Raw genomic sequence first — 26,531 nt, 5'->3', positions numbered from 1 at the left:
GAATTAAAGAATTAAAGTATGATCTCGCCATTTTGGCGGAGAACCTCTAGGAACAGCAGGCAGACACTGTCCACGCGACAGGTTTGACCTAACAGGGCTGCATCAGGGAATTCTCCGCTCTTTTTTTGATTATGTCTGTAAATAACAGGCGTAAATGAATACAAATTACATAGAATTCGGGGTGTCTTGATGAAAAGGCAATGGAAAAGTGGACTTATTCTCGGACTATCTTTGGTTTTAACGATGATGCTAAGCGCTTGCGGGGCAAGCAAGGGAGGGACGCAGGCGGATGGTAGCTCTGCTGCCGGTTCCAAGGACGTGGAATTACTCAATGTTTCTTATGATCCAACCCGTGAGCTGTATGAGGCATATAATAAAGCGTTTGCCGCCCATTGGGAGAAGGAGAAAGGGCAGAAGGTTACGATCAAGCAATCTCACGGAGGATCTGGCAAGCAAAGTCGTTCTGTGCAGGACGGACTGGACGCGGACGTGGTAACTCTGGCCCTGGGCTATGATATTGATGCGCTACAGGAAAAAGGACTCGTTAAAGAGGGGTGGCAAAGTAAATATGAGCATAACAGCGCCCCGTACACTTCAACCATCGTGTTACTGGTACGCAAAGGAAACCCGAAAGGGATTAAGGACTGGGACGATTTAATCCGTGGCGATGTGCAAGTTATTACACCGAATCCTAAAACTTCGGGCGGAGCACGTTGGAACTATCTTGCAGCCTGGGCCTATGCACTCAAGAAGAACAATAACGATGAAGCTAAAGCCCAGCAGTTTGTACAGGACCTGTATAAGCATGTGCCGGTACTGGATAGCGGAGCACGTGGAGCGACAACGACTTTCGTAGAGCGTGGAATTGGCGATGTGCTGATTGCATGGGAAAATGAAGCATTGCTCTCCGTGAAGGAGCTGGGTGCGGATAAATTCGATATCGTATATCCATCGATCAGTATATTGGCTGAACCTCCGGTAGCAGTAGTCGATAAGGTGGTAGATAAAAAAGGTACACGCGAGGTGGCGGACGCGTACCTGAAATATTTGTACAGTGAAGAAGGGCAGACCATTGCTGCCGAAAATTATTATCGCCCAACACTGGAGAGTGTGACGGCAAAGTTCAAGGATCAATTTCCTAACTTGGAGCTCGTAACCTTGAAGGATGTATTCGGGACTTGGAAGGAGACGCAGCAGAAGCATTTCAGCGACAAAGGCATTTTTGACCAGATTTATGTACCCGGCAGTTCATAAAATAGGTGGACTGTGTAGACGATTGGATCGGTAGCCGCGAGTGTCATAGTGAATGGATTCAGAGAGGGATGAACAGAACATGAGTCAAGTGCAAGCCACCCGAAAACGCGTACTTCCCGGGTTCGGGTTAACAATGGGTTATAGTGTGCTGTATCTCAGTCTGGTGGTGCTGGTGCCTTTATCGGCACTGCTTCTGAATTCAACTGGACTGACGTGGGAAAAATTTTGGGACGTGGCGACTGATGTCAGGGTGCTGGCTTCCTACAAGGTAAGCTTTTTGTGTGCCGCGGCTGCGGCGCTGATCGATCTGTTTCTCGGTTTATTGATAGCCTGGGTACTGGTGCGTTATGAGTTTCCGGGGAAACGAATTTTTGATGCGGTGATTGATCTGCCCTTTGCTTTGCCTACTGCCGTAGCGGGGGTTGCTTTGACTGCTCTGTATGCGCAGAACGGCTGGATCGGTTCGTTGTTCGAACCGCTTGGATGGAGGATGGCGTACTCACAGACGGGGATTACGCTAGCATTGATGTTTATTGGTATTCCGTTCGTCGTACGGACAGTGCAGCCGGTGCTGGAGGAGCTGGACAAAGACGAGGAGGAGGTTGCTGCTACGCTGGGAGCTGGCAGATGGCGTATCTTCTGCAGCGTTATTGTGCCGGAGCTGGTACCACCGCTGCTGACGGGTTTTGCGCTCGCCTTTGCCCGTGGCATTGGCGAGTACGGCTCTGTCGTCTTCATTTCTGGCAATATGCCGATGAAGACGGAAATTGCTCCACTGCTCATCATGTCCAAGCTGGAGCAAAATGACTATGCAGGAGCTACGGCGGTAGCATTGATGCTGTTGGTGATTTCATTCGTGCTGCTATTCGTGATTAACAGCATTCAGCGCTGGTCACGGCGCCGTGCAGTTTAACGTAACTGCCTAAACGCAACTGTCTAATGTAATTATCTAACGTTAACATGCAGGGCTGCGCATAATACCCGCGTTTTAAGGAGGGATACACCATGTCACAAGCGATAACTGGGCAGGAGCTTGCTTCTGCACCAGTGCCTTCATCCGCACCGCCCAACAGGGTCACGACCGAGGCCACTTGGGTGAAGTGGACGCTGATTGGTGCTGCTTTTTTAGCTTTGCTCTGGGTACTGGTATTGCCGCTAATCGTCGTGCTTACCGAAGCGCTCAAGCAAGGATGGGGCGTCTACGTCGAAGCGTTACGGGACCCAGATGCCATGTCTGCATTGCGGTTGACGCTGCTGGTGGCAGCAATAACGGTACCGCTGAATACGGTATTTGGTGTAGCTGCCGCTTGGCTGATCACGAAATTTCAATTTCGCGGCAAAGGCTTGCTGGTCACCTTGATTGATTTGCCCTTTGCCATCTCTCCTGTCGTCGGAGGGCTGATGTATGTATTAGTGTTCGGCGCACAAGGCTGGCTTGGACCGTGGTTGGACGAGCATGATATTAAAATTATATTTGCTTTGCCTGGTATTATTTTAGCGACGCTGTTCATCACCTTTCCATTTGTGGCGCGAGAACTCATTCCAATGATGGAAGATCAGGGACAGCAGGAGGAAGAAGCGGCGGTCACGCTAGGCGCGCGCGGCTGGCGCATTTTCTGGAAAGTGACGCTGCCGAACATCAAGTGGGGTCTGCTATATGGCATCATTTTGTGTAATGCGCGAGCCATGGGTGAGTTCGGTGCAGTGTCCGTCGTCTCTGGACATATCCGGGGAGAGACGAATACACTGCCGCTGCATGTAGAAATTTTGTATAACGAATATCAGTTCTCGGCATCTTTTGCGGTGGCCTCGTTGTTATTGTTACTTGCTCTGGCAACCTTGGTGCTTAAAAGCTGGTTTGGACGCAAACGCGTGCATTAATTTATGATTTTGTATATGATCCCTCAGGGCCTCTCTTTGCGTCTATCGTCTGTTAACGGCGAGAAGATGGGAAGAGAGGCCCTTGTTCTAAGGTGGCTTATATGGATAATAAAATGATCATATCAAGGCACGTTGGTGTGCCCAGGAGGAGCGAAGGGAAAAATGAAACATCCGTTTCAGTCCTACCGTCAGCTGTTTCCAGTGCTATCCTCACATATCCATGTAGGGAGCTGTTCCCAGGGGGCCGTATCGAGGCCGGTTTCTGCTGCCATTGAGGAATATCATCGAAGTTTGCTGCAACACGGTCATAACGGCGATCTGTCTATGGCACGTTTGGAGGAGGCCAGAGGGCATTTTGCCAAGCTCATTGGGGCGGAGCCTGACGAAATTGCGGTCCTGTCCTCAGCCTCTGAGGCGATTGCCGGGGTGGCCACAGCCCTTCCTTATGTACCGGGAAAAGAAGGCATTGTGTATGCGGACACCGACTTTCCGACGGTGGGACACATCTGGCAGGCACAGGAGATGTTCCGCGATCACATCTGCTGTATCCCCTCCATCGAAGGAGAAGTAATGATAGAGCAGTATGAGGAGCATATTACGGAGAAAACTGCGCTCGTTATGGTGTCACAAGTGAACTATACCAACGGATTTCAGCAGGATGTAAAATCCATTGCCGATATAGCTCACCGAAAACAGGCGTTGCTGTTTGTGGATGCTTATCAGTCTGTAGGGATCATTCCAGTGGATGTAAAGGCAATGGGCGTAGATATTTTGGTCGCGGGAGCACGCAAATATATGCTGGGAATTCCGGGCGTGGCTTTTCTTTATGTAAGCAAGGATCGAATAGACCGCTTCAAGCCCCGTCTTACTGGCTGGCTTGGGCAAGAGCCCGCTTCTCGGTTTGATATTGCTCACCCGGTTCCAGCGGCGGGAGCCCGACGCTTTGAGACGGGATTGCCTTCTTTCATTAGCATTTTTGCCGCCAATGCGGCCTTAAAGCTGCTGCTGGAGATTGGAGTCACGAATATTCAGGCCTATATGAGTGAGTTGTTGGATTTTTCCGTTGAATATGGACGGCGCAAAGGGTTACACATACGTGTACCTTACAGTGGAGGCGCATTACCAAGCCTGCTCGCTGTTGAAGTAGCCGACGTGTCGGCTGTGGAGAGGAATTTGAGAAGCCAAAATATGATCGTTTCAGCACGAAAGGATGTTATCCGTGTGGCTCCTCATTTTTACAATACGGCTGAGGAAGTCCGACGGGTAATAGATGAATTGGCAGGGAGATGTTGAACGAACGGAAAAAGCCTCTTCCAAGTGAATGGGAGCATGACATGTCCCTTTTTACACAGGAGAGGCTTTTTGGGCGTTTAGAGTTCTAATTATACGATCCGTTTGCGCAGCCAGCCGGAAATCAGATCCGTCAAAATGATCAGGACCACAATGCCGAGCAAAATAACGCCTACACGGTTCCAGTTGCGCATTTGGAGTGCAAATAGTAGCGGAGTACCGATACCACCTGCACCGACCAGACCGAGCGTGGTAGCAGAACGGATATTAATTTCAAAACGGTAAAGCGAATACGAAAGAAATTGTGGAATCACCTGCGGTAGCACGGCGAAGAAAATCACCTGCCAACGATTGGCACCGCACGCGATCAAAGCTTCCTGTGGCCCGTGATCGACACTTTCGATCGTTTCCGAGAAAAGCTTCGCCAGCATGCCGATGGAGTGAATGCCGAGGGCAAGCACACCCGCAAACGAGCCGGGGCCAACGGCTTTGATAAATAGGATGGCGACGATCATTTCGGGAAATACCCGGATGACACTAAGTACAAATTTCCCGCTACCCGATAAGGGACGCAGACGGGTCATATTGCTGGACGCCCAAAAGGCGAACGGAAGGCAGACAAATGCGGACACGAAGGTTCCGAGCACTGAAATGACCAGCGTATCCAGCAACCCGCGCAGCAAATCCTCTCCCTCAGGGATGTAGACGAACGACCAGTCGGGATGAAGGAAGCCATCCAATATAGCGACAGAGACACTTTTGGCCGTTCCCTGTAATCCTTCAAACTGCATCCCGCGAAAAGCCCAAATATAGATGATGATTAGCAGAATAGCCAACGCCCATAAGCGCAGGCGGGAGCCAATAGGTCTGCGAAGCGTAGGATCATTCATAATAATTTCCTCCGTAGCAGGTTACTGCCGTAATCAATCGCAAGGACGATGACGAGGGTCAGTAGAATAATGATGCTTGCCCGATCATATCGGAATAGCCCAAGGGAACGGTCAAGCAACAGACCGATACCGCCAGCGCCGACCAGACCCAGAACGGAAGCCGCCCGCACATTAACCTCAAAGGTATACAGCAAGTACGACACAAAATAAGGAAGAGCCTGCGGAACCACACCAAAGGCGATGACTTGAATGCGGCTCGCGCCAACAGCGGTCATGGCTTCCAGCGGCCCGGGATCAATGGCTTCAATCGCCTCAAAGGTCAGCTTGGCTATGATGCCAAAGGAGAAGAAGAGCAGGGCGAGCATCCCCGCAAACGGCCCGATGCCGAACACCGCCACAAAGATCGAGGCAAACAGCAAATCGGGAATCGTCCGTACTAGATTCAGGATCGTGCGCATCGGCAGCGAAATCAGTTTGCGCGGCATCACATTATAGGCACACAGCAACGCGACAGGGATCGCCAATATGGCTCCCAGTGTCGTGCCAACAATGGCGATCTGGATCGTTTCCAGCATCGGTTTCCAGATGGTAGGCAGATAGCTCCAGTCGGGTGGAAACATTTCCCCCAACAATTTGCCCATCTCCGGCAAGCCGACGATCAACTGGTAAGGTGTGGCATCCGTATGAATGGAGCAGGCTACCAGCACCACGATAAAAATCATCCAGGTGGCATAACGTTTGTAACGTCCTGGCAACGGTGGCCCTGCGGGCGGCTTACTTGGCTGAGGCGGTCCAGCATGCGGTGACGGTTGCATCGAAGAGAGCGGCTGGGCAGTGGAGTCGGGCTTCATGATCCCACTCCCAGCAGCTCATCATGCTTGATGGCCCGGCCGTAGATCTCCGCAAAGGCCTCATCCGTAGCCTCCTCCGGTGTGCCGTCAAAAACCACTTCCCCGGCGCGCAACCCGATGATCCGCGTTGCATATTCGCGCGCGAGATCAATGAAATGCAGATTGACGATGGTCGTAATCTGCATTTCACGGTTGATGCGCTGGAGGTCATCCATGACCTGGCGGGTGGTCAGCGGATCCAGCGATGCGACAGGCTCGTCCGCCAGAATGATTTTAGCCTCCTGCGCCAGAGCGCGGGCGATGGATACGCGCTGCTGTTGGCCACCAGACAGCTCATCTGCCCGGCTGTAGGCTTTTTCGCGGATGTTCACGCGCTCCAGCGCTGTTAGTGCCAGTTCGAAATCTTCCTTCGGAAAGAGGCCGAGAATGGTTCGCAGCGTTGAATGATAGCCGACGCGGCCGGAAAGTACGTTGCGGAGCACCGTCGAACGCTTAACCAGATTGAAGCTTTGAAAGATCATGCCGATATCACGGCGAATGCGCCGCAGCTCGCTGCTTCCAGCAGACGTGACGGACCTGCCACCCACGACAATGTCGCCAGACGTAATGTCATGCAGTCGGTTAATGGAACGCAGCAGGGTAGACTTACCTGCACCGGATAAGCCGACGATGACGACCATTTCTCCCTCCTGAATCGTCAAATTAATATTGTTCAACCCTTTGGTGCCGTTCGGGTATGTTTTCGATACGTTACGGAATTCGATCATATGCTCCCAACTTTCTCCCCTGATGGGGTGGAATGAAAACAACACCGCCATGAATACATGGACGGTGCTGCCCTGTCATTCGTAAAGCCTGTTTCGTAGCTGTTACTTCATTAAAGTACCTTGTTTGCTCCGATTACTTAACCGCTTGGCCAACGGCTTCGGCGTATTCACGCACGGAGTCGAAGTTTTTATCGTCGCCCTTTTCATAACCTACATGGGTGTAAATCTCTTTAATGATCTCGCCGCCTGCAGGATCTTTGGCGATGTCAATAAAGGCTTGGCTGATCTTGTCTCTCCACGCTTGATCCATATCAGAACGTACGCTGACGGTGTCATTTGGAATTTTAGCTGTGTAATGAATGACGCGAGTTTTTTCAAATACATCCGGGATTTCCTTCTTCACCGTGTTACGTGCATCCTGGAAAACAGCTACCGCATCAACTTGACCGTTCAGCAACGCCAGAATAGCAGCATCGTGGCCTTTGATTGTCACACCCTGCACATCCGTGTCCGGGTCCACGCCAGCTTTTTTTAGCTCTGCTGCAGGGTACACGTAGCCTGCGGAGGAGGTTACATTTTGCCAGCCAACCTTCTTGCCTTTCAGATCAGCTAGACTTTGAATCGGAGAATCCTTTTTCACCACGATCATTGCTTTATAAAAGTTTACTTTTTCAGTTGTGTCCTTGCCTGTAGCATCTTCAATTCCGTAGCGTTGAGCTTGCAACAGCAAGTCGGCTGCTTTACGGTTATCGTGGGCCAGTACATAAGCATTCGGCGGAAGGAATCCTACATCTACCTGTTTGGAAGACATGGCTTCCACAATCGTATTGTAGTCAGGAGATACCGTTACTTTCACCGGGATTCCAAGCTTGTCACCGAGTAGATTTTCGAGCGGTTTGGCTTTGGCTTCGAGCGTATCTGCATTTTGAGAAGGAACGAACTGTACCTTTAACTCCTTAGGAACATAGGCTGTGCTTTCGTTTTTAGAGCCATCTGTACCCGGAGTGGACGCGCTGTTGTTATTGCTTGCATTGGAGCCACAAGCGGCTAGACCCGCTGCCAGTGTGAAGGTCATGCACAAGGTCAGTGCTTTTTTGAACAAAATAATTTCCCCCTAAACATAGTAATAACGATAATAAAAAACCTGTAAATGCTGTGACAAACCAAATCTTAACAGCTAGTCCCGTAGCTAGGGTAAAAACCACTCCTGACTTTGGTAAAAATGATGTAAAATTTATCGTATGATTAAAACCATTTTCTGGATTTATGCAAAATGCTTATTTTAACATTCTCTTAACAGTGCTCTGTTAGACTTGTTCAAGCTCTATGACCGAAGCTGAGGGAGAGAATAAGATTGGATATTTTGGATATTAACGAAAAGGCAGACCAGGACAATGTAAGCCTTGTGAGAGTGAAGTTCCGCATTATGGTTACAACCGATTTGCATGTCAGTTTGTGGAATTACGATTATTATACGGATCAGGAAACGCTGCATTACGGTCTGGCGCAAACAGCCAGCTTGATTCAAATAGCCCGGGCGGAGGTACCCAATCACCTGCTGCTGGATAACGGAGATGTGATTCAGGGGAATCCAATGGGAGATTATGCTGTACAGCGAATCCAACAGGACCCAAGCGCAGTGCATCCCGCCTATAAAGCCATGAATCTGCTTGGATATGAGGCAGGCAATATCGGGAATCATGAATTTAACTACGGACTGGAATACTTGCAGACTTGCCTTCGAGGAGCGCAATTTCCTTATGTGAATGCCAACATTTATATAGCGGGAGAACAAGAGCAAAATTACTTTACACCTTATCTATTGCTGGATAAGACGGTAGAGGATGAAGCAGGTGGTAAGCATCTGTTGAAGGTGGGGGTCATCGGCTTTGTCCCTCCGCAAATTATGCAATGGGACAAGGCGTGGCTGGAGGGAAAAATCATTGTCAAAGATATGCTGGAAACGGCAAGACGGTTTATTCCAGAAATGAAGGCAGCGGGAGCCGATCTCATCATTGCTATGCCCCATGCAGGCTTTGAGGATATTCCCGAAACGCTTGATATGGAAAATGCAGTGCTGCATCTGAGCAGGGTGGAAGGGATCGATGCCATTGTGTTTGGTCATGCACATAAAGTATTTCCCGGACCTTCGTTTAAGGGGAAAACAGGTGTTGATATAGAGCGAGGTACCATCCACGATATTCCAGCAGTGGAGCCGGGCTTTTGGGGGGATCATCTGGGGATCATTGATCTGGAGCTGACCTTTAGTGGAGGGAAGTGGCAAGTGGCTACATCTGCTGCCGAGGTACGCCCGGTGTATGATCCGATACGCAAGGAGGCGCTGGTACAACCGGATACTGCCATTCAGCTGGCGGTAGCAGAAGAGCACGCCGGAACATTAGAGTATATTCGTGCACCTGTAGGTCAGACGACGATGGCGGTGAACAGCTTTTTTGCTCAGGTGATGGATGATGCTTCGGTTCAGCTCGTGAATGATGCGCAAATGTGGTATGTGAAGCAGCAGATGCAAGGGAGCGAGTACGAAGGATTGCCCGTTCTGTCGGCAGCAGCTCCTTTTAAAACAGGCGGCAGATATGGCCCGTCGTACTATACCCATATTCCGGCGGGGACGTTGGCGATCAAGCATATCGCCGATCTGTACAATTTTCCGAATACGCTGCATGTCGTTCGACTGACCGGAACGGAAATTCGGGAATGGCTAGAGTGGTCTGCTGGACAATTCCGGCAAATTGATCCTTCAGCAGAACAAGAGCAAGAGCTAATTAATTCTGATTTTCCAAGCTTTAATTTTGATATCATCGACGGCATCAGGTATCAGATTGATGTAACACAGCCAGCCAGATATGATGCTGACGGAGGCCTAAAGGACCCAGATGCACACAGAATCATTCAGATGTCTTTTGATGGCGAACCGATGGATATGCAGCGAAATTATCTGGTTGTTACGAATAACTATCGCGCGTTTTCCTCTGCGCTGGTCAATCCGGGTGGAGAGCGAATTATACTTGCTTCACCGGATGAGAACCGTCATGTGCTGACCGAATACGTGCGGCATATGAAGACGTTGACGCCAAAAGCTGACGGCCATTGGTCCCTCGCCCCATGGTCGGGGCGTCCGCATGTGACGTTCCTGACCTCGCCGCAAGCAAAGGATGCCGCTAATGCCTATTCGGAGTTGCTTTATGAAGGGTTAACGGTAGAGGGATACGCTAAGTTTGCCATCGATTTCGGACGTTCACGGTAGAACTGCTAACTTGTTTTTGTCCTATAAGTCCACAGCATCAAAATAATAGAAATAGACTGTCCCGCAGAGGACGGTCTTTTTTCATAAAACAGTTTTAAAATCGTACAAAATCCGTGATTTTATATGTCCTGAGTCGTGTTTAAAGTTATTGACCTCTCGTATAAATAGACATATACTTTGATTAAACAAATTTTGGTTTAAAAGGTAATGAAAAAGTCACCATCATTCGTTTGAGGGGGTGTCCCTTTGGAAAAAAACACCACGATCCGCGCAGAAATAGAAAAGTATATTCAAAGTGAAGGCATTTCAATGCAATGTTTTGCAGATGCTTCCAAGGTAAATCCGGGTACACTTAGCGGTATACTTAATCGGAACCCACCACGGCCTATCTCAGTCAATCAGCTTGATCTGATTACCGAGGCCATGGGATTGGAAGAAGGATCTTTGTTCGAGATGTATGTGGATGAATGTTTTATTCACTCCTTACCACACTGGAGGAGGTTGCGTCCGTTTCTCCTACGTTGCTCAGAGTTGAACAAGCTGGAGTGTATACGCAGTGTACTTGGCTATTTGATGGACGATTTATCGAACGTTCCTGCTATTTTTGAGACCGCAGAAGCGATGTTTGAGGATGGCAGACATGAAGCCGCCATGCTTCTGTATGATTGTGTCATCGAGAGTGAGAAGTATACCCACTCTGAACGGTTGGCGATCAGCTATTTCCGCATATTCCAGATTCAGATTAAGGATAACCAACGGAACTTGAAGGCTGCTGTACAATTCCATTTGTACCGTAGTCGTCTACCGGAAATTTACGCACTGGAAGGCTTACATATGCTATCTCAAGTGTTTGCTTTAAAAATGCAATGGTCCGAGATGGAAATGTATGCGGACGAGCTAAGAGAGCTGGCGCAGGCATTGTATCGCAATCGGAACCGTTTTGGAGATGAGCACCTGGAGCTGCTTAAGCCGCTCGTTTATTACTATGCTCAGGGGCATCTGCTCAAGGCCAGCTGCTATGAGTTTCAGGGCAGATATGAGGAATCCAAGCAATGGATTGAGGGTTATGCAGATTTGAGCTGGTTTGAGGGTTTAGACGAAGAAGGCTGGAAAGTGGTCAACCTACATCGTGTATATGCACAGGGCAACCGACTTTGTATTGAAATTAAAATGGGCAACACTTCTGCAATCTATGAATATATTACTTACCTGCGTGAGCATCCAGATGAGACACTGGAAGGCTTGAACACCTTGCTCGAATCGGCGAACCGGTTCGGTTATTTCGTGGATGCCGAACTGGGACTGTTTAGTCAGCAACTCAAGGGCTTCTGGGAGCTTGCACCGGAACGATGGGACACTCATTATCGCAAGCACTTTAATGCATTTCGCTTCGCATCCTTTTGTAAGGTGTATGCGGAATATTATTTCCGAAAAGGCGATTACCCCGAGGGAGTGGGACAAACCCTGCATTGCTTGCAACTGTCTGTCGATAATAGCTATACCGAACATATCATTGGTTGTATGGCGTTATTTGAGCAGCACCGGAATTTTGCTACACCGGAACAGCAGCAGTTGTATCAGAGTCTGTGCCTGGGCGTACGTGCAAATGAAAAGAATCATGCCTATGATCACAGTACCGGTGGGTATTTATAATTCCAAATTTCATTCGAATTCTTCATATAACACGTTATTGCGAGGATGTTCCCGTTTCAAAAGGGGATGTTCTCGTTTTTTAGCTGCTGCTGTCGCTTGTGACTTTTAGCATAGAGAGGACCGTTTTGCGCGTTGACAAGTTTCGCAAGCGGGATTAGGATAAATGCAGCACAGAAAGTGAAGGAGAGCATGTACAAATGACGATTCCCAAAACATTAACGATAGCCGGCTCCGACACAAGCGGTGGAGCGGGTATTCAGGCAGACCTGAAAACCTTTCAGGAGCTTGGCGTATATGGCATGACCGTATTGACAACCGTAGTAGCGATGGGTCCTAAAACCTGGGATCATCTTGTATATCCAGTTGCGTTGGATGTGGTAGAAGCGCAGCTGCGTACTGTATTGGAAGGTATCGGTTTTGATGCGATGAAAACCGGTATGCTTGGTTCGGTTGAAATTATCGAGCTGGTAGCCAGCCATTTGAAAAAGCATGATCTGAAACGGATCGTAATTGACCCGGTTATGGTCTGCAAAGGTACGGATGAAGTGCTTCAGCCGGAAAATACAGAGGCGATGCTGGAATTGTTGATTCCTGGCGCTGACCTGGTAACACCGAACTTGTTCGAGGCTTCGCAACTGGCGAAGAATGGACCGATCACGACACTGGAGCAGATGCAGGAAGCGGCTGCGATTATCCATGAGCGTGGAGCTAAGCATGTACTGATCAAGGACCGTGGCAAAATTCGCGCAGGTAAAGCGATGGATCTGCTGTATGACGGAATCACTTTTGACTGGTTTGAAGCCGATGTTGTAAAAACAAACTTTACCCACGGTGCAGGCTGCACCACTTCGGCAGCGGTAACGGCTGGTTTGGCACAAGGGCTGACTGTACGTGAAGCAGTGGATCAGGCCAAGAGATTTATTACACAGGCCATTGAGGGTAGCTTCAAGCTGAATGAATTCGTCGGTCCGACCCTGCATGCGGCACATCGTTTGCAAAATCAATAAAACATAAAGGTCTGCGATCTTAGAAAAACTTATAAATCTCCATCAGGCTGAATATATATTAGATTGTTTTAGATCATGACTTTTTTTGATATATAGAGTTAGATGAGGCTTAAAAGCCGCAATACATAGTATTGCGGCTTTTAAGGTTGTATTTTTTTGGAATTTCAGCTTCCAGTTTGGTCTAATCGTACTGTATAATAGGCATCAGATTTATTACATTTAAGGAGGAACCGAAGCAATGACATTATTCAGCCAAATGGCTTACAGTCGACCAGAGCAACCTGAAATTGAACAGCGGTTTAAAACGCTGTTGCAGCAGTTTCGTGAAGCAGACAGCGTAGAACGTCAAAATGAAGTGATTCATGCGATTAACAAGCTGCGCAGTAATGTGGAAACACAATTGCAATTGGTGGAAGTTCGGCACTCCATTGATACGGAGGATGCCTTTTACAAAGCGGAGCAAGAGTACGCTGATGATTTCATGCCGGTTATCCAGGAGTATGTAACCGATTACTACCGGGCATTGGTGGATTCTCCATTCCGAACCGAGTTGGAGAGTCAATGGGGCAGCCAGCTTTTCAGTATTGCCGAGGTAGCACTCAAATCGTTCCATCCGGATATTATTGAGGATTTACAGCAGGAAAATAAGCTGACCTCGGAATATGCTCAATTGATTGCTTCAGCGAAGATCCCGTTTGAGGGAGAAGAACGCACATTGTCGCAGCTCCTGCCTTTTGAAATGGCTACCAACCGGGAGACGCGCAAACAGGCCTCCGAGGCTAAATATCAATTTATGAGTGAGCATGAGGACGAGCTGGACCGGATTTATGATGAACTGGTGAAGGTACGTACGCGCATGGCACACAAGTTGGGCTATGACAACTTCGTAGAATTGGGCTATGCCCGCTTGGGACGTACAGATTACAATGCCGAAATGGTAGCCAATTTCCGCGAGCAGGTGCTGAAGCATATCGTTCCTCTGGCAACCAAGTTGAAGGAGCGCCAGCGCGAACGGATCGGAGTAGATCAGCTTCGCTATTATGACGAGGGCTTCAACTTCCTGTCAGGCAATCCAACGCCTAAAGGTGACCCGGAGTGGATCATTCGTAATGGAGCACGTATGTATGAGGAACTTTCAGCGGAAACACATGAATTTTTCAGCTTTATGATCGAACGTGGACTGATGGATTTGATCAGCAAAAAGGGCAAGCAAAGCGGAGGCTATTGTACATTTTTGAGTGAATATGGCACACCGTTTATTTTCTCCAATTTCAATGGTACATCCGGTGATATCGACGTATTGACGCATGAAGCAGGTCATGCCTTCCAGGTCTATGAAAGCCGGCATTTTGAAATTCCTGAGTACCATTGGCCAACTATGGAGGCGGCTGAGATCCACTCTATGAGCATGGAGTTTTTCGCATGGCCTTGGATGAATCTGTTCTTCGAGGAAGATACGGACAAATATCACTTTGAACATCTATCCTCATCGTTGCTGTTCGTGCCTTACGGCGTAGCCGTGGACGAATTCCAGCATGCCGTATATGAACATCCAGACTGGACCCCCGCCGAACGTAAAAGCGCATGGCGCTCCATTGAACGTAAGTATAAACCGCATCTGGATTATGAAGGCAACGAGTATCTGGAGCAGGGCGGGTTTTGGCACAAACAGGGTCATATTTTTCAATCCCCGTTCTACTATATTGACTATACACTCGCGCAACTGTGCGCGTTCCAATTTTGGAAACGCATGAGTATCGACCGGACAGCTGCGTGGGAAGATTATTTGAAGCTATGCCGTGCCGGGGGAAGTCGATCTTTTACCGGATTGGTTGAGTTGGCTGGACTAATCTCGCCGTTCCAAGATGGCTGTATCGCCTCTGTAATCGGAGAAATCGAAGCATGGCTGAACAGTGTGGATGATAAAAAGCTGTAAGCATAACTAAAAAGGGCATTTCGCTTACCTGTCAAAGCTAAAAGCTTGCAGATAGCGGAATGCCCTTTTGTGTAAAGGAAACTTCAATTAATGTTTGGTATTAAGCGGTTTGAGATTGGCTTCAATAGAGGCACGGCGTGATTCCAGAAATGGCGGTAACGCCAGCGATTCACCCAGAAACTCCAGTTCTTCATCCGTATCAAAGCCGGGCCCATCGGTGGCCAATTCAAACAGAATGCCGTTCGGCTCGCGGAAATACAATGAACGGAAGTAAAAGCGATCTACAAAGCCTGAGTTGGAAATTTGCAGCTGCCCAATACGGTCTACCCACTGTTTGAGCTCTTCCTCAGTTTCAACACGGAAGGCTACGTGATGCACACTGCCGCGTCCTGGTCGCTCTTGTGGCAGATCGTTGCGCTCTTCCAGATGAACTTCGGTTCCTGTACCGCCTTCACCCGTTTCATAGATAACCACATTCGGTTGTCCAGCAACAGGAGAAGGATAGGAGCCCTTTTTGCGGAAGCCCATAACCTGTTCTAGAATAAGAATGGTATTCTCCGCTTTGGGAATAGTCAGATGAACCGGCCCAAGTCCTACAATGCCGTATTCGGCAGGGACAGGGCTTTTCTCCCAAGGCGTGCCGCCGCGCATTCCGTGATCATGCTCATCTGAAACGAGGAAGAAGCGTTGTCCTTCAAAATCCTCGAACGAAAGTGCCAGGCGTCCCGCTTGATCCGTAATTTCGCCATGTTTTACATCCAGCTGCTCGAAGCGGTTTTTCCAGTAATCCAGTGCCTTGTCATTCGGTACCCGTAGGGAGAGAGCTGAAATGCTGTTATTTCCTGTACGAGTTTGTCCCGCATGTGGAATTTCAAAGAAAGTGACTTCTGTACCCGCAGTTCCACGCTCATCTCCGTAAAAAAGGTGATACACACTAACATCATCTTGGTTTACCGTTTTCTTGATCAGTCGAAGTCCCATTACCTGAGTATAAAAATCAACATTTTTAGCCGCTGCCGCTGTAATCGCCGAAACGTGATGCAATCCTAATAGTTTCATGTCATTATCCTCCTTGGTTTTTATATGATTAGGTTTTTCGAAGCAAAATAAACAGTCGCAAATTTTTCTTTATATTTATTATCTTGATTTTAAGATATATGTTTTTTGATTGTTTGTCAACTCTAATTTGAACTGGCTCCAAAGACGGACAAAATAGAAATTCGAAATAATGCAAAAGCAGATACAATAAAGCCCAATATAGATAGAACGAATTTTATTATAAAAGGAGTGTACTCAATGTATACGGATAAGGATTTAACGATTAGGCCTGTTACAGAAGAAGACCTGCCGGCTCTTTGGACGTTAACTTTTAAGGAAGAAGCACCGGAATGGAAGCAGTGGGATGCACCCTACTATGAACATAAGCCACTTTCTTTTGATGATTATTTAAAAGAGAAGGAAAAGCGAATCGGACAAGATTACTTTTAGATCATTGAAGTGGAAGGGCAAGGTCATTGGATCAGTGAGCTATTATTGGGAGCATCAGCCTTCCCAATGGCTTGAAATGGGGATAGGTATTTATGATTCGCAGTATTGGAGCGGCGGGTATGGTACGAGGGCACTTCGACTATGGATCGACCATTTGTTTAATACATTGCCTTTAGTAAGAGTAGGCTTTACAACCTGGTCAGGAAACCATCGGATGATGAAGGTTGGGGAGAAGCTGGGCATGACCCTAGAAGCCAGGCTTCGAAAGTGTAGATATTATAATGGAGAGTATTATGACTCGATCCGAATGGGGCTTTTACGGGAAGAGTGGGAACTGTAGGCGTTCAGACAAAGATACCTTTCTGAGCATAAAAAGATGACTTCTGAATTGAGCAGAAGTCATCTTTTTATTATTCCCACTGGTATTTTGGACTTTCTCGGTAAATCTATTCTGATTCCCGAAGTCGTTCTACAATACTTTGTTTGTCGTTCATAGAATAGACTGCTACTGGAATAAGTATCCCCAGCAATAACAGTAAAGGCAATGAGGCTAGAAGTGGCCAGATTATAAAGTGATAGCTCAAAAACCACATCATACTGCTTAGGGGTTTCACAATTGAAATAGAAAATATGATCCCTAATAAAATGGAGAATAGGGCGGTCCCGAATACATAATATAGCCCTTCATAGATCAGCATACCCCGCAATTGCTTTTTGGTCATGCCGATACTTTGCAGCATGGCAAACTCCTGACGCCGTGTCAATATACTCGTCAGAATTGCGTTTACAAAGTTGAGGATACCAATTAGGCCGATAATCAGACTGAGCGTGCCACCGATCATCATGATGGTGTTTTGCATACCGGAAAACTCATTCATTGAAGTAAATTTGGATGTGTAGTTCATTACTGGCTCTGTAGTTTCGGTGTAACTTTTTAAAAAGCTCTCCATGGCCTCTTCCTGATCAGGGGATACATTAAAGGCGTAGCTCATCACAGCAGGCTGCTCCGCAAGCGGCTTGTAAATATTCGCCGGAAGATAGAAGTTATACGTACTTGAACGGCGATCAGAATTGGTACTATATTTAATTGCAACATGACCAAGCACTGTGAATGCATGCGTAGTATACTCTCTATCCAGCGGAGCTTCTGCTGCTCCCATATAACTGTGAAGCGTGACCTTTTCACCCACCTTATATAGAGCTTCTTCCATATAGGGGATGTCATGGTCATCTAAATCTACCCCTTCCAATATATACTTACCGGAAGCCAGCTTTTCAAAATCAAGCTCACCGTCTAGTAATCGCAACCGGTGCAGTGGTAAATCTTCCAGCCCATATACTGCCGCAATGAAGTTGCCGCGAGAATCAGTCTCATCGTCCTCATTGGTGTATTTTCCATTCTCGACAGTAAGCACTAATCTGCCGCCGTACAAGCGACCGCCCTCTTCAAAGCCGGGCTGTGTCTGTACAGCCTGAATAAAACTCTCGGAGGTCTCATTTTTAGGGCCGCTAAAATAGGGACGATGAAAATATTCAGCATGAGCAATGAGAAAGTCAGTGTCATTGGATTTGGATACAAACTTATCCATATCAATGCTCTGAGACAGGGTGAACGCCGTGTTAAGAAGTACAAGGCTTAACGAAAGACTGATGACTACCAACACGGTACGCTTTGTATTGCGCCCCAAGTTGGAGCGAGCCATGTGGATCATTTTAGCGCCTTTAGTGGATTTTTTCAGCTTACGGCCACCCTTGGTATTTCCGTCTGTGTATCTTACTGCCTCAACTGGCGAAACAGCTGCCGCAATTCTGCCTGGCTTGAAAGTGCTGATCATTACGGTAATGAGCGCGAACAAAGCCGATCCTATAAAAATCCATGGGTTGGGAGATACCGATACCTCGGTATCGTTATACACAGTCATATTCATAATAAAAGGAACAAACGATTTACCGACAAAAAAACCTGCTATTAATCCAAATGGGATTCCTATCACTGAAAGAACTAACGCCTGTCTGCGAATGATCCGGCGGATCTGCTTGCCGCTTGTGCCGATTGTCTTTAAAAGACCATAAAAACGAATATCTCGCATCACCGATATTTGGAAAATGTTATAGATGATCAAATAGCCGGTAAATACGATCAGTATCAGGGCGGAAGTAAGTGCCATGATTGTTCCCGCATCCATACTAAAATTGGTCGAGATATATGACCAATTTACATTATTCACGATATAGTTTGGTGCATCTTCGTCAAGCGAGTACCCGCTTTCGGTAATCACTTTACTGAGCTTTCCCCGCAAATCAAAGCTATTGTCGAACATCATATATGCACTAATGGTGCCAGCATAGAAGTGATCCTTTTTATAGTTGCTTTGTAATTCCTTGGCATGAGCATCCACATAGGATCTGGAGGCCAATATTTGTCCTGCATTAAACACAGGATCGCTTTTCCACCAGCCGGATAGGATAAAATCACGCTGTACTTCTTTACCCCGTATGTCAAGCTTTAGCCTCAAAGGTGCTCCAACCTCCAGTGGAACACCCAATAGCTGCAACGTCTTGGAGTCTGCAATTACTTCATTTTCCGCTGCAGGCTTACGCCCCTCTTTAAGGTTAATAAAACCAAGCTTCATCCCTACATCGTCGTAATACCAGAACTCCGTATGGCGTTTTAGAAATTTATCGTTCATAACTCGATCGCTTAATATACGGTTATAAGCTATTTCCTTGATCAACGGATGATCCTTGACATGATTAAATTCGTCATCTGTTATATATTTAAGTATGGCATGACCATCTCCACCGGCCTGTCGCATGGTCGCCCGTTGTAAGCTTTCCACAGCGCCAAGCCCCATAGTGAACAGTGTTGTAAATAGCAATGAGGTTAGTGCTATGGCAACAATAGCAATGAGGTTACGGGCTTTGTTTACTTTGAAGCTCTTATCTGCCAGCTTGCGGATTACTTTTTTGTTCTTTACCTTGATCATTTGCCTTCACCGCCAACTATTTTACCGTCCTCAATGCGGATGATACGGTCTGCCATCTGCGCGATTTCTTCATTATGAGTAATCATCACTATCGTTTGGCGGAACTGCTGGCTGGAAACTTTGATCAATCCCATCACATCCAGACTGGTTTTACTGTCCAGGTTTCCAGTGGGTTCATCTGCCAAGATAATGGCGGGCTTGGCTGCCAGTGCTCTGGCAATAGCTACACGTTGCTGTTGTCCACCGGAAAGATTGTTTGGCAGATTATTCATTTTGTGGTGAAGGCCCAAGGTATGTACAATTTTATCTACGTGGGCTTTGTCCGGTTCTTTACCGTCCAGTTCAATAGGAAGCACAATATTTTCGTAGACATTTAAGACAGGCACCAGGTTGTAATTTTGAAACACGAAGCCAATCTTTCGTCTGCGAAAAATAGTCAATTCTTCGTCCTTCAATGTAAAAATATCTTTGCCGTCAATCGTAACGTCTCCACTTGTTGGACGATCAAGTCCACCCAGCATATGCAGAAGGGTAGATTTGCCGCTCCCGGATGTACCGACAATAGCGACAAATTCTCCACTTTCCACCTTCAGATTTACGCCGTCTAAGGCATGAACAGCAGTATCTCCATTACCGTAATGCTTCTTTAATGCCTGAGTTTTCAATAGAGCCATATACGTTCTCCTCCACAAAAAAATGTCTGGATCGTAGTCATCTACAGTACAGACATTAACACACTAATCTTTCCACAATCTTTCTGAAATCTAACAGTGTTGAAAGAATTAAGTATCCATAGAAAGGAAAATAGAGAAGGTAGAGCCACTGCCGTAGCGTGACCGTACTTTGATGTAACCACCCTCCGCAGCGATGATTTCTCTAGCTAAAAACAGTCCAATACCTACACCCTCTTGCGAGTTAACAGTGGGGGAGCGATAGAAGCGGGTAAAGATTTTACCTTGTTCTTCTTCTGCAATACCTATGCCGTTGTCGATAATATCAATTCGGCAAAACAAATCGTATGCCATTACTTTTATATTCATGTTTCCGCCTGTCTCTGTATATTTTATGGCGTTATCCATAATGTTATAGACAGCTTCACTCGTCCACTTTAGGTCAAAATAAGCATGGATAACTGTGTCCTCCATAACAACTGAAATCCCTTTGGTCTCTGCTTTTGGTATAATTTGCTCCAGTGCAGCATCAAGGAGCTTTTGAACAGATTCCCGCCTTGGCGATACCGTGATAATCCCCGTTTCAAGCCTCGAAGTTTTCACTAATGCATGGATCAGGAAGTTAAGCTTTTCGGCCTGTGCAGAGAGAGCTTTCACACAAGTGAATGCATCCTGCGATAATTCGTATTCACTAAGCAGTTGGGAATACAGCAAGATATTAGCAACAGGCGTTTTCGTTTGATGCGAAATATCAGAAATAAGCTCATTTATTTTATTTTTTTCCGCAAGTAAATTTTTGGAGGAAACAGTACAAATGGAAAGAAACCGTGCCAGCTTTGTCTCTACTGCAGATAAAACGGACTCGTCGAAAACATGCTCTGAAAAGTTTCCATTTATTGCAGTATCAATCATTTCCTGAATGGTTTTCATGGTTTTATGTACGTTTTTGCGATATAGAAGAATAGCAGTCCCGAAAGCGAATAAAGCAATAATGGTAATTCCCATACATATGTAATTAAGTGCTGCCAAATTATCTCACCGCCCATGTGTAGCCAATACCATAAACCGTCTTAATGTATCGAGGAGAAGAGGGGAAATCCTCCAATTTATCCCGCAGCCTTTTTACTGTAACCGACAAGGCATTTTCACCTACATATTCAGCTCCATCAGTCCAGATGCTATCTATCAAATGATCGCGCGAAACGGTATTGCCTCGATTATCGACTAGGATACGCAACAGTTTTTGCTCCGTTTTACTTAATTCAATGAGTGTATCATTCTTAAAAAATTCCATTTTGTTAAAAGAAAAAGAAAAGCCATCAAGCTGAAAGGAATCGGCAAGTGGATACCTAGCTCTTTTTAGCTGAACACCAACTCTTGCTCTCAGTACCATAAGACTGAAAGGTTTGGTGATATAGTCGTCAGCACCCAGCTCAAAACCAGTGACGACATCTGTTTCCATATCATTCGCAGTCAGAACAATGACTGGTAAAGCTTTTGTTTTACGTATATGGGTTAAAAGGTCGAGTCCACTTCCATCCGGCAAATTTACATCAAGAATCACTAGGTCAAAGGCAGTAACATTCAATTGTTCTTTTGCAGTAGCTATGTCATGCGTTTGCGTAAATACGTTGTTAGGTTCTTTAAGGGCAAGAACAATACCGTTACTCAAGGCGATATCGTCCTCGATGATTAATATGTGATTCATCATTCTCCTCCTATTTTTTTACTAACCAAAGTCATTGAACTCGATTTCCAGAACTACTCATCATAAACATACAAAAAGGGCTCCCAAACTCTCCATTTCCAGTTTACCGGATTTTACTCTTATTTGCTCCTTGGATTGCCTAGGCGGGATGTCGAGAAAGTTCTCAGCAGCTTTTTTGTCCTACTTTAAAACCTCCTCACATTGACAGATACGAGTTGACTGATATAATTTATGCTAGTTGATTTTTGATAATGATTATCATTCTTAGAGGGGAGGACAGGGCCGAAGCTTGGTACAGGTTGTTGGAGAACAGGCTCCCTTGGTTAGAACATGAAATTGCGTTATTTAATAGTGGCTTTTCTGGTACTGGCCTTCGCCTCGGTTTTTATTGGTGTTCATGATGTAACTCCACTTGATTTGTTCCACTTAACCAACGATCAGGCGCAGGTGCTCCTGATTAGCAGATTCCCACGATTGATCAGTATCATTATCGCAGGGGCGAGTATGAGTATCTGTGGGCTCATTATGCAGCAGCTTACCCGGAACCGATTTGTATCGCCCACCACTGCAGGGACGATGGATGCGGCACGATTGGGTGTGCTGATGGCTATTATGGTGTTTGGAGCAGCAGGATTTTGGACGAAGATGCTGACGGCTTTTGGATTTGCTCTAGGGGGAACACTGATTTTCATGAAAATACTGGATAAAATCCGTTTCAAGGACCCGGTATTTATCCCGCTTGTCGGTTTGATGTTTGGAGGCATTTTAAATTCGGTAACGACCTTTTTTGCTTACAAATACAATCTGATCCAGGGCATTTCTTCGTGGATGCAGGGGGATTTTTCTCTAATCATGAGTGGTCGCTACGAGATGCTATATCTTAGTGTTCCTTTGGTTGCATTGGCGTACATATATGCGAATCGTTTCACAATTGCAGGCATGGGTGAGGATTTTGCGGCCAACTTGGGTGTACATTACAAGCGCACCGTCAATGTCGGTTTGGTGATCGTGGCTTTGGTATCCTCTGTTGTCATCTTAACCGTTGGGACGATTCCCTTTTTAGGGCTGGTTGTACCCAATCTAGTCAGCATGTATATGGGGGATAATCTGAAAAAAAGCCTGGCCCATACAGCGATCTTGGGCGCCGTCTTTGTGCTGTTTTGCGACATTTTGGGACGGGTGATCATTTATCCGTATGAAATTTCTGTAGGGCTTACGGTTGGTGTGATCGGGAGCGCGTTGTTCTTGTATTTGCTGCTGAGGAGAAGGGCTTATGAATCCTAAATTAAAAATCGGAATATTAGCCGCTGTCGCGCTTGTGTTGATTGTTGCTTTCGTGTTTATAGATCTTCCGCATACCTGGCATTACGCGCTGCCACGACGATTAAAAAAGATCGCAGCCTTCATTCTGACAGGTGGCTCCATTGCTTTTGCAACCGTTATTTTCCAGACGGTTACGAATAATAAGATTTTGACTCCGGGTATTATCGGACTGGATTCACTGTACATGCTGATTCAGACGACGATTATTTTTGCATTTGGTTCCGTACCCTTCATTTCGACCAGCAAAGAATTGAACTTTTTGCTGTCAGTGGGGCTGATGGTGCTGTTCGCAGGACTGCTATACAAATTAATTTTCCGCAAAGATGGACGCGGGATTTATGTACTTTTGCTGATTGGTCTGGTATTCGGCACACTATTCAACAGTCTGTCTACCTTTATGGAGGTACTGATTGATCCGAACGAATTTGCGAAAATCCAGGACAAGAGCTTTGCCAGCTTCAGTAATGTAAACACCGAGCTACTGTGGCTTTCTATATTCATTCTTGTGCTCGTATTTGCTTATGCGTGGAGATTCATTAAGTATCTGGACGTGCTGTCGCTCGGACGAGAGCATGCGATTAATTTAGGGCTCCCTTATAGTTTTATCATTAAAAGACTGCTGGTTATCGTAGCCATACTCATTTCCATTTCTACAGCGCTTGTCGGGCCGATTACGTTTCTAGGGTTAATTGTGGCCAATGTGGCTTATCAGGTGATGAAAACCTATCAGCATCGTTATATTATTCCGGCCTCTATCTGCGTCAGTGTCATTGCGTTGGCAGGATGCCAACTGCTGGCAGAAAGAGTATTCGACTTATCGACAACGGTCAGCGTCATTATTAACTTTATCGGGGGGGTGTACTTCCTGTACCTTTTGCTGCGGGAGAATAAATCATGGTAGAAATCAAAAACGTATCCAAACGCTACGGGAATAAAAATGTGGTGGATCAGGTATCCGTCACTGTACCTAAAGGTACGATTACCTCCTTTATTGGACCTAATGGCGCTGGAAAAAGCACCTTGTTGTCGATGATCAGTCGCCTGACTGACAGTGATGAGGGAGAAATCCTCATTGACGGGCAGGCCGTGAGTCTGACGAAAAGTGAGGAGCTAGCCCGGAAGATATCTATTTTAAAACAGACGAACGATGTCAATATCCGCTTAACCGTGAAGGATCTGGTTAGCTTCGGCCGTTTTCCGTATTCCAAGGGCAGATTGAACAGCGAGGATCGCAAAATGGTGGAGCAGTCTATGGCTTACATGGGACTGGAGGATATGAAAGACAAGCATATTGATTTGCTCAGTGGGGGACAGCGACAGCGGGCTTTTATTGCCATGATTTTGGCTCAGGACACAGAATACATCCTGCTGGATGAGCCGCTGAACAATCTGGATATGAAGCATTCGGTTCAGATTATGAAGATGTTGCGCGGTTTGGTGGATGATCTGGGCAAAACGATTCTGGTTGTGCTTCACGATATTAATTTTGCATCCTGTTATTCAGACTATATTGTGGGGATGAAGGATGGCAGGTTGCTAAAACAAGGAACGGCTGACGAGATGATTGATAGTCAGGTATTAAAGGATTTGTACGATATGGATATTCCGATTCAACAGATCGGTGACCATAAAATTTGCGTTTATTTCACTTAGGGGGAATGTTAAATGAAGAAAAATATGATGTTTTTAACGCTAATGCTTGCATTGGTACTGATCGTGTCAGCCTGTGGCAAAGCAGCTCCGGCAACACCGGAAGCGACTGGAAACGGCTCCTCTGCTGCAACAACGGAATCCAAAACTATCTCGGTCAAACACGCACTGGATGAAAACCCGGTCCAAGTCAAAGTTAATCCAAAAAATGTCGTTGTCTTTGATTTTGGTTCATTGGATACGCTGGATAAGCTGGGTGTTGACGTTGCGGCAGTAGCGCAGCAGGATCTTCCTACGTATTTGAGCAAATATAAAGATTCCAAATATGCAAGCGCGGGCACGCTGTTTGAACCGGATTACGAGAAAATCAGTGATTTGTCTCCTGAACTCATCATCATCGGCGGCAGACAAGCTGATGCATATAAAGAGTTGAGCAAAATTGCACCGACCATTTCGATGGCTGTAGACACCAAGGATTATATCAATTCCTTTAAGAAAAACGTTGAAACACTAGGTCAAATCTTCAACAAAGAAGATGCTGCCAAGCAGGAACTGGCTGCGATTGATAGCTCCATCAAGGCCGTACATGACAAGGCTGTAGCGAGCAAAGCTAAAGGACTGATCGTGCTGACGAATGAAGGAAGCCTGAGCGCATATGGCTCACAATCCCGCTTCGGTATCATTCATGATGCTTTTGGCGTAACCCCTGTAGATCCTGGCATTAAAGTATCCACGCATGGACAAAAGGTTTCTTTTGAATATGTACAGCAAAAAAATCCGGATTATATTTTTGTCGTTGACCGTGGAGCTGTGGTGGTCGAAGAAGGCAAGGAACAGGTTACAGGCAAACAAACCATGGAGAATGAACTGGTGAAGAAAACCAAAGCATTTAAAAACGGTCATATTGTATACCTTGATCCTAACTACTGGTACCTGTCAGGTAATGGCCTGGAATCTGTATCTGAAATGATCAAGGAAATGGATGCTGCATTGTAATGAATATATTCACATCATGGAGGACTGTGTAGGATGAAAGGTCATATAGATGAAATTCCATTAGATGGGTACCTTGTACACGTCTATACACCTCCCGTCTCCGTGAATCATAATGAGCTGTATCCTGTGCTGTATGTGCAGGATGGCAGCTCTTTATTTCTAAGCGGGTTGGATGAGCTGGAAAGAGGTTTTTCTACGGGAGAGCTGCCCCGTGTGGTGCTGGTAGGTATTCAGCCCGTAAATCGACTGGATGATTATACGCCTTGGAAGGCAGCTGCTTTAGTAGAAGGAAGACCTGCTTTTGGCGGTGGCGGAGATGCCTATCTGGCGTTTGTGGTTACAAAAGTAATGCCGTACGTCGAGGCAAGATATCCAGTGCATACTGGAACGGAGCATACGGGCATCATCGGCGCCTCATTGGGCGGCTTAATTTCCATGTATGCCGTCTTCAAGTATAAGGATGTCTTCGGACGCATCGGTTCCATCTCAGGCTCGTATTGGTATCCGGGCATGATTGATTATATGCAATCTGCATCTTGTGCAACTGTGAGGGATGGGACACAGCGCTTTTATATATCTGTCGGGACCCGTGAAGGTGAAGGGAAGACGAATGTACAAAAAGATATGGTTCCGCTGACCCTCCAGGCACACGAGGTGCTGCGGACACAGGGACTGGATGCAAAAGATGTGCTTCTTGAGTTGGATCAGGATGCGGCGCATCGTGTGGATTGTTTTCAGCGTCAATTTCCTAAGGCCGTCCAATGGCTGTTCGGATAGCATGAATGGAATACGAATCTCATACAACAACCTCAAGGGATTGGAGAGCGTGGAGTCTCTATGTCTTTGGGGTTGTTTTTTTTGTATATTTTTTTCGTATAATAGAGGAATATTAAAAATTTAAAGTTATACGTTGT

Annotated in this window: 22 protein-coding genes and 1 pseudogene; 14 read left to right on the top strand and 9 right to left on the bottom strand. The window is 46.5% G+C overall.

Features of this window, described 5'->3' with window-relative positions:
• Positions 1-189 precede the first annotated feature (189 nt).
• The 4 genes from C1T21_RS11160 (at position 190) to C1T21_RS11145 (ending at position 4,428) form a co-directional block, all read left to right on the top strand.
• On the top strand, positions 190-1,254 hold the full coding sequence (locus tag C1T21_RS11160) for a sulfate ABC transporter substrate-binding protein (RefSeq protein ID WP_103048303.1): 1,065 nt from the start codon (positions 190-192) through the stop codon (positions 1,252-1,254).
• Between the two features lie 79 nt (positions 1,255-1,333).
• Positions 1,334-2,167 carry a sulfate ABC transporter permease subunit CysT gene (gene cysT / locus C1T21_RS11155; protein WP_103048302.1) on the top strand — a complete coding sequence of 278 codons (834 nt, stop codon included), beginning with the start codon at positions 1,334-1,336 and terminating at the stop codon, positions 2,165-2,167.
• Between the two features lie 92 nt (positions 2,168-2,259).
• Positions 2,260-3,135, top strand: coding sequence for a sulfate ABC transporter permease subunit CysW (cysW, locus tag C1T21_RS11150; RefSeq protein ID WP_069290433.1), 876 nt, complete (start codon positions 2,260-2,262; stop codon positions 3,133-3,135).
• 162 nt (positions 3,136-3,297) lie between these two features.
• On the top strand, positions 3,298-4,428 hold the full coding sequence (locus C1T21_RS11145) for an aminotransferase class V-fold PLP-dependent enzyme (protein WP_103048301.1): 1,131 nt from the start codon (positions 3,298-3,300) through the stop codon (positions 4,426-4,428).
• Between the two features lie 89 nt (positions 4,429-4,517).
• Here the strand turns inward: C1T21_RS11145 and phnE (C1T21_RS11140) are convergent, their stop codons facing one another.
• From phnE (C1T21_RS11140) to C1T21_RS11125, 4 genes are all read right to left on the bottom strand, one after another.
• Positions 4,518-5,315, bottom strand: coding sequence for a phosphonate ABC transporter, permease protein PhnE (gene phnE / locus C1T21_RS11140; RefSeq protein ID WP_053326128.1), 798 nt, complete (start codon positions 5,313-5,315; stop codon positions 4,518-4,520).
• Positions 5,312-6,166 (bottom strand): phosphonate ABC transporter, permease protein PhnE, encoded by an 855-nt coding sequence (phnE, locus tag C1T21_RS11135; RefSeq protein ID WP_103048300.1) that lies wholly within the window; start codon positions 6,164-6,166, stop codon positions 5,312-5,314. The genes phnE (C1T21_RS11140) and phnE (C1T21_RS11135) overlap by 4 nt, the downstream gene beginning before the upstream one ends.
• Positions 6,163-6,933 (bottom strand): phosphonate ABC transporter ATP-binding protein, encoded by a 771-nt coding sequence (gene phnC / locus C1T21_RS11130; RefSeq protein WP_103048299.1) that lies wholly within the window; start codon positions 6,931-6,933, stop codon positions 6,163-6,165. Before phnC ends, phnE (C1T21_RS11135) begins: the two co-directional genes overlap by 4 nt.
• A 133-nt stretch (positions 6,934-7,066) precedes the next feature.
• Positions 7,067-8,035, bottom strand: coding sequence for a phosphate/phosphite/phosphonate ABC transporter substrate-binding protein (locus tag C1T21_RS11125; protein WP_025722520.1), 969 nt, complete (start codon positions 8,033-8,035; stop codon positions 7,067-7,069).
• 252 nt (positions 8,036-8,287) lie between these two features.
• Between C1T21_RS11125 and C1T21_RS11120 the strand changes: the two genes are divergently transcribed.
• From C1T21_RS11120 to C1T21_RS11105, 4 genes are all read left to right on the top strand, one after another.
• Positions 8,288-10,198 carry a bifunctional 2',3'-cyclic-nucleotide 2'-phosphodiesterase/3'-nucleotidase gene (locus C1T21_RS11120; RefSeq protein ID WP_103048298.1) on the top strand — a complete coding sequence of 637 codons (1,911 nt, stop codon included), beginning with the start codon at positions 8,288-8,290 and terminating at the stop codon, positions 10,196-10,198.
• A gap of 246 nt (positions 10,199-10,444) precedes the next feature.
• Positions 10,445-11,851, top strand: a complete 1,407-nt coding sequence (locus tag C1T21_RS11115; protein WP_103048297.1) for a DNA-binding protein — start codon at positions 10,445-10,447, stop codon at positions 11,849-11,851.
• A gap of 197 nt (positions 11,852-12,048) precedes the next feature.
• Entirely contained in the window at positions 12,049-12,858 is an 810-nt protein-coding gene (gene thiD, locus C1T21_RS11110) for a bifunctional hydroxymethylpyrimidine kinase/phosphomethylpyrimidine kinase (protein ID WP_013312022.1), read from the top strand.
• Positions 12,859-13,096: 238 nt separating this feature from the next.
• Entirely contained in the window at positions 13,097-14,794 is a 1,698-nt protein-coding gene (locus C1T21_RS11105; RefSeq protein ID WP_103048296.1) for a M3 family oligoendopeptidase, read from the top strand.
• A gap of 87 nt (positions 14,795-14,881) precedes the next feature.
• On the opposite strand, the gene C1T21_RS11100 is transcribed toward C1T21_RS11105, so the two are convergent.
• A complete protein-coding gene (locus C1T21_RS11100; protein WP_103048295.1) occupies positions 14,882-15,853 on the bottom strand; it encodes a ring-cleaving dioxygenase in 972 nt (323 codons plus the stop codon).
• Between the two features lie 237 nt (positions 15,854-16,090).
• Here C1T21_RS11100 and C1T21_RS11095 point away from each other — a divergent pair.
• Positions 16,091-16,622, top strand: a pseudogene (locus C1T21_RS11095) (GNAT family N-acetyltransferase).
• 106 nt (positions 16,623-16,728) lie between these two features.
• On the opposite strand, the gene C1T21_RS11090 reads toward C1T21_RS11095, so the two are convergent.
• The 4 genes from C1T21_RS11090 to C1T21_RS11075 all read right to left on the bottom strand — a co-directional run bounded on the left by C1T21_RS11090 (position 16,729) and on the right by C1T21_RS11075 (position 21,648).
• Positions 16,729-19,269, bottom strand: coding sequence for an ABC transporter permease (locus C1T21_RS11090; protein ID WP_103048294.1), 2,541 nt, complete (start codon positions 19,267-19,269; stop codon positions 16,729-16,731).
• Positions 19,266-19,943, bottom strand: coding sequence for an ABC transporter ATP-binding protein (locus C1T21_RS11085; RefSeq protein WP_103048293.1), 678 nt, complete (start codon positions 19,941-19,943; stop codon positions 19,266-19,268). Before C1T21_RS11085 ends, C1T21_RS11090 begins: the two co-directional genes overlap by 4 nt.
• A 108-nt stretch (positions 19,944-20,051) precedes the next feature.
• Positions 20,052-20,969 carry a sensor histidine kinase gene (locus tag C1T21_RS11080; RefSeq protein ID WP_103048292.1) on the bottom strand — a complete coding sequence of 306 codons (918 nt, stop codon included), beginning with the start codon at positions 20,967-20,969 and terminating at the stop codon, positions 20,052-20,054.
• Position 20,970: 1 nt separating this feature from the next.
• Positions 20,971-21,648, bottom strand: a complete 678-nt coding sequence (locus C1T21_RS11075) for a response regulator transcription factor (RefSeq protein ID WP_103048291.1) — start codon at positions 21,646-21,648, stop codon at positions 20,971-20,973.
• A 330-nt stretch (positions 21,649-21,978) separates the two neighbouring features.
• Here C1T21_RS11075 and C1T21_RS11070 point away from each other — a divergent pair, with 330 nt between their 5' ends.
• The 5 genes from C1T21_RS11070 to C1T21_RS11050 are packed head-to-tail and all read left to right on the top strand — an operon-like array spanning position 21,979 to position 26,394.
• On the top strand, positions 21,979-22,932 hold the full coding sequence (locus C1T21_RS11070) for an ABC transporter permease (RefSeq protein WP_103048290.1): 954 nt from the start codon (positions 21,979-21,981) through the stop codon (positions 22,930-22,932).
• Entirely contained in the window at positions 22,922-23,872 is a 951-nt protein-coding gene (locus C1T21_RS11065) for an iron chelate uptake ABC transporter family permease subunit (RefSeq protein ID WP_103048289.1), read from the top strand. Before C1T21_RS11070 ends, C1T21_RS11065 begins: the two co-directional genes overlap by 11 nt.
• Positions 23,866-24,624: an iron ABC transporter ATP-binding protein gene (locus C1T21_RS11060; RefSeq protein WP_103048288.1), complete on the top strand. Its 759-nt coding sequence runs from the start codon at positions 23,866-23,868 to the stop codon at positions 24,622-24,624. The genes C1T21_RS11065 and C1T21_RS11060 overlap by 7 nt, the downstream gene beginning before the upstream one ends.
• A 12-nt stretch (positions 24,625-24,636) precedes the next feature.
• Positions 24,637-25,617, top strand: coding sequence for a siderophore ABC transporter substrate-binding protein (locus C1T21_RS11055; RefSeq protein ID WP_103048287.1), 981 nt, complete (start codon positions 24,637-24,639; stop codon positions 25,615-25,617).
• Between the two features lie 33 nt (positions 25,618-25,650).
• Positions 25,651-26,394, top strand: coding sequence for an alpha/beta hydrolase (locus C1T21_RS11050; protein WP_103048286.1), 744 nt, complete (start codon positions 25,651-25,653; stop codon positions 26,392-26,394).
• The last annotated feature ends 137 nt before the right edge of the window (positions 26,395-26,531 follow it).

The organism is Paenibacillus sp. F4 (genome assembly GCF_002894905.1).
GTDB lineage: Bacteria > Bacillota > Bacilli > Paenibacillales > Paenibacillaceae > Paenibacillus > Paenibacillus polymyxa_B.
This window is presented reverse-complemented; position numbering and strand designations above follow the sequence as displayed.